Origin of the sequence: Streptomyces sp. H27-C3 (assembly GCF_030063415.1) — a bacterium.
Classification (GTDB): domain Bacteria; phylum Actinomycetota; class Actinomycetes; order Streptomycetales; family Streptomycetaceae; genus Streptomyces.
The window spans coordinates 100,010-106,628 of the sequence record NZ_JASITA010000013.1 but is presented as its reverse complement, the minus strand read 5'-3'; the positions used below and the strand labels follow the sequence as shown (position 1 = coordinate 106,628).

General features: G+C 69.5%; 7 protein-coding genes. 1 reads left to right on the top strand and 6 read right to left on the bottom strand.

Features of this window, described 5'->3' with window-relative positions:
* Nucleotides 1–37: 37 nt before the first annotated feature.
* Both QMK30_RS15260 and QMK30_RS15255 read right to left on the bottom strand, forming a co-directional pair.
* On the bottom strand, nt 38–1,003 hold the full coding sequence (locus QMK30_RS15260) for an aldose epimerase family protein (protein WP_283518436.1): 966 nt from the start codon (nt 1,001–1,003) through the stop codon (nt 38–40).
* A gap of 11 nt (nt 1,004–1,014) precedes the next feature.
* Nucleotides 1,015–1,926 carry an SGNH/GDSL hydrolase family protein gene (locus QMK30_RS15255; protein ID WP_283518435.1) on the bottom strand — a complete coding sequence of 304 codons (912 nt, stop codon included), beginning with the start codon at nt 1,924–1,926 and terminating at the stop codon, nt 1,015–1,017.
* A gap of 331 nt (nt 1,927–2,257) precedes the next feature.
* Here QMK30_RS15255 and QMK30_RS15250 point away from each other — a divergent pair, with 331 nt between their 5' ends.
* Entirely contained in the window at nt 2,258–2,752 is a 495-nt protein-coding gene (locus QMK30_RS15250) for a DUF3145 domain-containing protein (protein WP_283518434.1), read from the top strand.
* A 240-nt stretch (nt 2,753–2,992) separates the two neighbouring features.
* On the opposite strand, the gene fabF is transcribed toward QMK30_RS15250, so the two are convergent.
* The 4 genes from fabF to QMK30_RS15230 all read right to left on the bottom strand — a co-directional run bounded on the left by fabF (nt 2,993) and on the right by QMK30_RS15230 (nt 6,589).
* Nucleotides 2,993–4,255: a beta-ketoacyl-ACP synthase II gene (gene fabF, locus QMK30_RS15245; RefSeq protein ID WP_283518433.1), complete on the bottom strand. Its 1,263-nt coding sequence runs from the start codon at nt 4,253–4,255 to the stop codon at nt 2,993–2,995.
* 79 nt (nt 4,256–4,334) lie between these two features.
* Nucleotides 4,335–4,583 carry an acyl carrier protein gene (locus QMK30_RS15240; RefSeq protein ID WP_283518432.1) on the bottom strand — a complete coding sequence of 83 codons (249 nt, stop codon included), beginning with the start codon at nt 4,581–4,583 and terminating at the stop codon, nt 4,335–4,337.
* A 66-nt stretch (nt 4,584–4,649) separates the two neighbouring features.
* Nucleotides 4,650–5,654, bottom strand: coding sequence for a ketoacyl-ACP synthase III (locus tag QMK30_RS15235; RefSeq protein ID WP_283518430.1), 1,005 nt, complete (start codon nt 5,652–5,654; stop codon nt 4,650–4,652).
* A 14-nt stretch (nt 5,655–5,668) separates the two neighbouring features.
* Nucleotides 5,669–6,589 carry an ACP S-malonyltransferase gene (locus QMK30_RS15230; RefSeq protein ID WP_283518429.1) on the bottom strand — a complete coding sequence of 307 codons (921 nt, stop codon included), beginning with the start codon at nt 6,587–6,589 and terminating at the stop codon, nt 5,669–5,671.
* Nucleotides 6,590–6,619 lie beyond the last annotated feature (30 nt).

Here is a 6,619-nt window from a genome sequence, read left to right as displayed (position 1 = left end):
CCTCACACCCCCGGCCCGCCCGCACCCATCGACTCTCCTACGAGGAGCCCCGCACCCCGAACCCGTACACGGTCGTCGAGGCGAACACCTCGCCCGGCCGCAGCACCGTGCTCGGGAACTCCGGGCGGTTCGGCGCGTCGGGGAAGTGCTGGGTCTCCAACGCCACCCCGTCCAAGGCCTCCGGCGTGTAGACCTGCATCCCCGGCTCCGTCGTCGCCACCGTCAGCACCCGCCCGGACACCGCGTCGTACAGCTCGGCCACCGGCTCCGGAGCGGCCGTAACACCCTTGTCCAGCACGAAGTTGTGGTCGTAGCCGCTGCCGGACCCGACGTCCAGGGGCGCCCGCAGATCGAAGCGCGTCCCGTCCACCCGCGCGAGCTCGCCCGTGGGAATCAGGGACTCGTCCACGGGCGTCACCCGCCCGGCCGCGATCCGCGGCGCCTGGGAAACCCCGGCGCCGCCCGCCAGGTTCCAGTAGGTGTGATTGGTCGGGTTCAGTACGGTCGGAGCGTCCGTCACGGCCCGGTACTCGATGCGCAGCGCCCCGTCCGCAGCCAGGCTGTACGTCGCCGACACCTCAAGGCGCCCGGGGAAGCCCTCCTCGCCGTCCGGGCTGACCCGCGAGAGACACACACCGGCGGGCACCGCCCGCGCGTCCCACACCCGCTTGTCGAAGCCCTGGTCACCGCCGTGCAGGGCGTTGCCTCCCTGATTGCGCGCCAACGTGTACGGGCGCCCGTCCAGGGTGAAGGTCCCGCCCGCGATCCAGTTCGCGTACCGCCCGACGAGTGCCCCGAGGTAGGGCCCCGGAGAGTCCAGATACTCCGCGAGCGAATCGAAGCCGACCACCACCGGGGCGGTCCGCCCGTCCCGGTCCGGTGCTTCCACGGACTGGACGATCCCGCCGTACGTCAGCACCCGCACCACCGTTCCGCCCCGCTCCAGGGTCCAGCGGTGAACGGCCGTACCGTCGTCGAGCGTGCCGAAGAGATCCGCGGTCATGATCGGAAAGCCTACGGGGGTGGCTCTTTCGCCGTGATGTTGCGGTAGGCGATCTCGGCCAGCCGCTGCTGCCCGTTCCTGCTGGGATGGAACCAGTCCCACTGGCTCAGCTGGTCGCCCGTGAAGCGGAAGTCGAAGACGGCTCCGCCGTCGTACCGGCAGTGCCGGTCCTTCGCGCACACGTCCTTGAGCACCTTGTTGTACGCGACGACCCGATCCTGCACGGTGTCGCGGCGCCGCACCGCGGCCGCGTCCATGGCGTCGGGTTCGCCCAGCATCGACTGGCAGATCCCCAGCTTCCAGATCTCCTTGCCCAGCGGATTGGTGCGCCCCTCGGACCACAGGCGCTTGAGATCCGGCACGCTCGACACGTACACCTGCGTCTTGGGCAGGCCGTCGCGCAGTTTCTTCATCGACGTCTCGAAGGATGTCCGGAAGTCAGCCACCGATGTCATGTGCGAGACGGTGTCGCGGCAGGCGTCGTTCGCGCCCACCATGACGGTCACCAGCTGCGGCTTCTTGGCCACCGCCTGTGTCATCTGCGCGGGCAGCTCGGCTATGCGGGCGCCGGACTTCGCGTGGTTCCAGCTGCGCGCGGTACTGCTCTGGGCGCCGAGCAGCCGTGAGGCGAGGCTGCGCACCTTGGCGTCGCTGCCGGTCGCCCAGGACACCTCGGGGCAGTCCGCGAGCACCGTGCAGGCGTCGAAGCCGCGGGTGATGGAGTCGCCGACCGCTGCGATGGAGGCGGGGCTGGTGTCCCACGTGGGCTTGGGGGAGGGGCGGCGCTCGGCGGCCGATTCGCCGGTGGCGGGCTCGTCGGTGGAATCGCAGCCGGCGAGGGCGCCGATGGGGACGAGTACCGCGACCGCCAGAGCGGCGGCGGTGACGCCGTGCGATCGACGGTTCCGGCGCTGTCCCCGCATCCCTGATCCCCTTCGCCCGTCCCGCGGGTGCGCGCATTCGCGCCTCCGACTCCTCGGACCGACAGTACGTCACCCACCGGACGCCGCCGCACGATAGCTTTTCCCCGTCGAACCAGCGGCATCATGGCTATCGCGGTTCCGGTAAATTACAACACGTCACATACTGTCCCATTTCAGGAGATTCGCTCCCGATGCTGTTTACTGTTGGCAACCTCGGGAGCCGGCCCGGTTGTGGCCTGTGGGGCACAATGTCTGGTGCTGTCCTCACCGCGACCGGTACGGACGCGAGGCCGCTGGGGAAGGCGAACCTCGTCCCACACTGGAGGTCCCGGTGACGACACGTGGCGTTCTGTACGTTCACTCCGCGCCGCGCGCGCTGTGCCCGCATGTCGAATGGGCAGTGGCGGGCGTACTCGGTGTGCGAGTCAATCTCGACTGGATCAGGCAACCGGCCTCGCCCGGCACCTGGAGAGCCGAATTCTCCTGGCAGGGCCAGCCCGGCACCGCCTCCAAACTCGCCTCCGCGCTGCGCGGCTGGCACCTGCTGCGCTTCGAGGTGACGGCGGAACCCTGCCCCACGGCGGAGGGCGAGCGCTACAGCGCCACGCCCGAGCTGGGCATCTTCCACGCCGTCACCGGAATGCACGGCGACATCCTGATCCCCGAGGACCGGATGAGGGCCGCGCTCGCGAGATCGGTGCGGGGCGAGACGGACCTGGAGGCCGAGATCGCCAAACTCCTGGGCAAGCCGTGGGACGACGAGCTGGAACCTTTTCGCTACGCGGGAGAGGGCGCACCGGTCCGCTGGCTGCACCAGGTGGTTTAGCCACCCCGGCCCACCCGCAGCCGCCAACGGCGGCCGGCCATCCACTGGAGGGCACCACCTTCCGCAACTCCCTTGAAACCGGCGGGCGGGGTGGGGCAGGCCCGCGCCCAGCGCGGGCAGTCGCCCGCATCCGCACCCGCCCACCGGAGGGCGCCGCCTCCTGCAACCCATGGGGGTGGGGTAAAGGCTGAGGCCCGCCTCCCCCACGTACAGGGGAAGCGGGCCTCAGCCAAGCAGGGGTCAGACGGACCGCAGCGCAAGCACCACGTTGTGCCCACCGAACCCGAACGAGTTGTTGATCGCGGAGATCGACCCCTCGGGCAGCGGGCGGGGCTCGGCCCGCACGATGTCCGCGTCGACCTCTTCGTCGAGATCGTCGAGATTGATGGTCGGCGGAGCCATCCGGTGGTGCAGCGCCAGCACCGTCGCGACGGTCTCGATGCCGCCGGCGCCACCCAGCAGGTGCCCGGTCATCGACTTCGTACCGGAGACCGCGATGTGGTCGAGGTCCTCGCCCAGCACCCGGCGCAGCGCCTTGATCTCGGCGATGTCACCCTGCGGCGTCGAGGTGGCGTGCGCGTTCAGGTGCACGATCTCGGACGGCTTGAGGTCGGTGTTGTCGAGCAGGTTCTGCATCGCCGCAGCGATCCCGCGCCCACTCGGCTCGGGCTGAGCGATGTGGTGGCTGTCCGCGGACAGCCCCTGGCCCAGCACCTCGCAGTACACCCGTGCACCCCGCGCCGCCGCATGCTCGGCGGACTCCAGGATGACGACGCCCGCGCCCTCTCCCAGGACGAAGCCGTCCCGGGCCTTGTCGTACGGGCGCGAAGCCTTCTGAGGTTCGTCGTTGTTCTTGGACATCGCCATCATGTTGGCGAACGCCGCGATCGGCAGCGGGTGGATCGCCGCCTCCGTGCCGCCGGCGACGACCACGTCGGCGCGGCCGGTGCGGATCATCTCGACGGCGTAGCCGATGGCTTCGGCGCCGGACGCGCACGCGCTGACCGGAGTGTGCACGCCCGCCTGGGCGTTCACCTCCAGGCCGACGTTGGCGGCAGGGCCGTTCGGCATGAGCATCGGCACGGTGTGCGGCGAGACGCGACGCACACCCTTTTCCTTGAGTACGTCGTACTGGTCGAGCAGAGTGATGACACCGCCGATGCCGGAGGCGATGACCGAACCGAGCCGCTCGGGGCGGATCTTCTCGTCGTCACCCGCCTTGCCGGTGAAACCGGCGTCGGCCCACGCCTCGCGGGCCGCGACCAGCGCGAACTGCGCCGAGCGGTCCAGCTTGCGGGCCAGCGGCCGGGGCAGCACCTCGGACGGGTCGACGGCCGCGAGGGCCGCGATCCGGACGGGCAGTTCGGCGAAGCGCTCGCCCTCAAGGGGCCTGATGCCGGAGCGTCCCGCCATCAGACCATCCCAGGTCGATGCGGCGTCGCCACCCAGCGGTGTAGTTGCGCCGATACCGGTGACGACCACGGTGCGATTGGTCGGGCTCACAGGAATTCTTTCTCCACGTGTAGAGGGTGCTGAATTTTTTACGGCGCCACCGCCGGGTGGCGACACACGAACAGCCTGGTCAGGCCTGGTTCTTCAGGATGTAGCCGGCAGCGTCGCCGACCGTCTTGAGGTTCTTGACGTCCTCGTCGGGGATCTTGACGTCGAAGCGCTCTTCGGCGGCGACGACAACCTCGACCATGGACAGCGAGTCGACGTCCAGGTCGTCGGTGAAGGACTTGTCCAGCTGGACGTCCTCGGTGGGGATCCCGGCGATCTCGTTGACGATCTCGGCGAGACCGACGACGATCTCTTCCTGAGTGGCGGCCATGTTGGCGCTCCTTCGGTGTTGAACACAGGGGTGTGGTGGCGACAAGCCCGGATGTTCCGGACGTGCCTAGGGGAGGGTAACGACCGTCGCGGCGTAGACGAGACCCGCCCCGAAGCCAATGACGAGAGCGGTGTCGCCGCTCTTCGCCTGCCCGGTCGCCAGAAGCCGCTCCATCGCGAGCGGAATCGAGGCTGCCGAGGTGTTGCCGGTGGTTTCGATGTCACGGGCGACCGTGACATGCTCCGGCAGTTTCAGAGTCTTCACCATCGAATCGATGATCCGCATATTTGCCTGGTGCGGAATGAAGACGTCCAGGTCGTCCGCGCTGATCCCGGCCGCGTCCAGTGCCTGCTGGGCGACCTTCGCCATCTCGAAGACGGCCCAGCGGAATACCGCCTGGCCCTCCTGCGTGATGGCCGGGAACTTCGCGACCACACCACCGTTGCGGTAGTCCGACCACGGCACGGTCTGCTTGATGGTGTCGGACTTGTCGCCCTCGGAGCCCCACACGGTCGGGCCCATGGCCGGTTCCGTGGCGGGTCCGACGACGACGGCGCCCGCGCCGTCACCGAACAGGAAGGCCGTCGCGCGGTCCTCCAGGTCGGTCAGGTCCGAGAGCCGCTCCACGCCGATGACGAGAACGTACTCGGCACTGCCTTCGACGACCATCCCCTTGGCGAGGGTCAGGCCGTAGCCGAAGCCGGCGCATCCGGCGGAAATGTCGAAGGCGGCGGGCTTGATCGCGCCGATCTTGAACGCGATTTCGGTCGCGACGGCCGGGGTCTGCTTGAAGTGCGAGACGGTGGAGACGATGACGCCGCCCACCTGCTCGGGGGTGATCCCGGCGTCGGCGATCGCCTTGCCGGATGCCTCGATGGACATCATGGCCACGGTCTCCTCGTCGGAGGCCCAGTGGCGGGTCGCGATGCCGGAGCGGGAGCGGATCCACTCGTCGGACGAGTCGATCGTTTCGAGGATCACCTCGTTGGGCACCACACGGGTCGGACGGTAGCCGCCGACGCCCATGATGCGCGCGTACGGGGCGCCCTTGCTGGGCTTGATCTTCGACATGCTCTCTCGGGCTCCTATCGGGCCGCGTGCTCGGCGATGAGCGCCCGGGCCGCGTCGAGGTCGTCGGGGGTCTTGAGCGCGACGGTCTTCACACCGGGCATGGCGCGCTTCGCGAGGCCGGTCAGCGTGCCGCCCGGGCAGAGCTCGATGAGCGTGGTGGCGCCCAGCTCGTTGAGGGTCTCCATGCACAGGTCCCAGCGGACCGGGTTGGAGACCTGGCTGACCAGGCGTGCGACGACCTCGGAGCCTGTGGCGACGGTCTTGCCGTCGGCGTTCGAGACATAGGTCAGGCTCGGGTCGGAGACCACGAGGTCCTGTGCGGCCTTGCCCAGCTCGGCGACCGCGGGAGCCATGTGCCGGGTGTGGAAGGCTCCGGCGACCTTGAGCGGTACGACGCGGCGTACGCCCTCGGGCTTGTCCTTGGCGAGCGCGGCGAGCTGCTCCGTCGTGCCCGCGGCCACGACCTGGCCCGCGCCGTTCACATTGGCCGGGGTCAGACCCAGCTTCTCCAGATGCGCGAAGACCGTCTCGGCCTCACCACCGAGGAGCGCGGCCATGCCGGTCTCGGTGACCGCGGCGGCCTGGGCCATGCCCAGACCACGGGTACGTACAAAACCGAGCGCGGCTTCTTCGGTGAGCACACCGGCGTACGCGGCGGCGGTGATCTCACCGACGCTGTGACCGGCGACCACGGACACGTCGTCGCGCAGATCCAGCGCGGCGGCGGTCAACAGACCGGCGGCGACCAGCAGGGGCTGGGCGACCGCGGTGTCGCGGATCGCGTCCGCGTCGGCCTGGGTGCCGTAATGGACAAGGTCCAGCCCGATGGCGTCGGACCAGCCGGCGAGCCGGTCGGCAGCGCCGGGGAGGTCGAGCCAGGGAGTCAGGAAGCCGGGCGTCTGAGCGCCTTGGCCGGGAGCGACGAGTACGAGCACCCTCACACTCTCTCTTGTGGACGGCCTCCT